This window comes from Bacillus sp. B1-b2, from assembly GCF_009183415.1.
Lineage (GTDB): Bacteria > Bacillota > Bacilli > Bacillales > Cytobacillaceae > Niallia.
Window position 1 is genome coordinate 1 of record NZ_WEHU01000080.1, and the last position, 1,079, is coordinate 1,079.

At 30.5% G+C, this 1,079-nt stretch carries 1 protein-coding gene; it reads right to left on the reverse strand.

Annotation, left to right across the window (positions count from 1 at the left end):
• Positions 1-181: 181 nt before the first annotated feature.
• Positions 182-727, reverse strand: a complete 546-nt coding sequence (locus F9279_RS24780; RefSeq protein WP_152116740.1) for a hypothetical protein — start codon at positions 725-727, stop codon at positions 182-184.
• Positions 728-1,079 lie beyond the last annotated feature (352 nt).

Here is a 1,079-nt window from a genome sequence, read left to right on the forward strand (position 1 = left end):
CACTAAAACAGACGAATAAGAAAATCAAAAAGTTGATACTAAGTCAACTTGAGCAGTGGATCTCTGGCCTTCCAAGCTATATCAAGTCTTATTTGCCGATTTCACTCTGCGAAAGTTGAGTTAGTAATAAATAAAATACATGGATAAATAACCTATGAATAAGATAATAATAAAAGTATAATTAGGCAACAATATTAGACATACTAATCGGATAGCCTTGTAAATTTCCTTCATAAATTCTTTGCATCTTATAATCATCTAATAAATCATAAGGAGTCATTAATGAAAGTGGTTTTTCGAAATAAATCACGCCACTCTCATTTAAGATAGAAGCAACAAATTGAGAGCAAAAATAGGCGTTTTTTCTATTATATGGAATGCGAAATAAAATAAACAATAGCCCTATTAAATTGTAGCGGTAATGCCTCTTATCTTCTTCCATCTTCTTGATTTTTTCCATTATTTTTTCATATTGTTCTTCTGTTACGGTAATGGAATAGATCACACATTTACTTTTTCGATAGAAATCATGATGGATGTCTTCCTTTATAAATCCCCCAATAAATGGATTATTAGGTTTTTTCCTACCGAAGCTATATACTTGCCCTAAATTAGCATCTAAGGAAATAGAGGCATGATTATGTGGCTTTCTTGTAAATAACTTTATACATCTAGTAAATAGTGTTCCTGTGTCAGTTAATATAATATATACTTTTTGATTGATCACACAGAATCTCCTTTCGAATCCGCTCTTCACTTTCTCCATTTCTAATAAATATTCCTGCTATATAGAGCACTTTTTATTCGTTCCTTTTAGTTTTATACCTTGATCACTGTATTTCCTCTTTTTATACTATGAAGAATTGCTAAAATAAGAAACATACTAGTGATTTATTTTTATATACGCCTTTAGTCTTAAATAGTTCCCAAAAAAAGAAGTGGAGTAGTTAACTCCACTCAGGCTGTCGAGAAAGTCTCGACAGCTATTCTTTTTAATGATAACTACATCTATTCACCGCGTTAATTTGATATAATATAATTATCAAACATAGGTTGGTGATTTAGATGTTAAATACCCG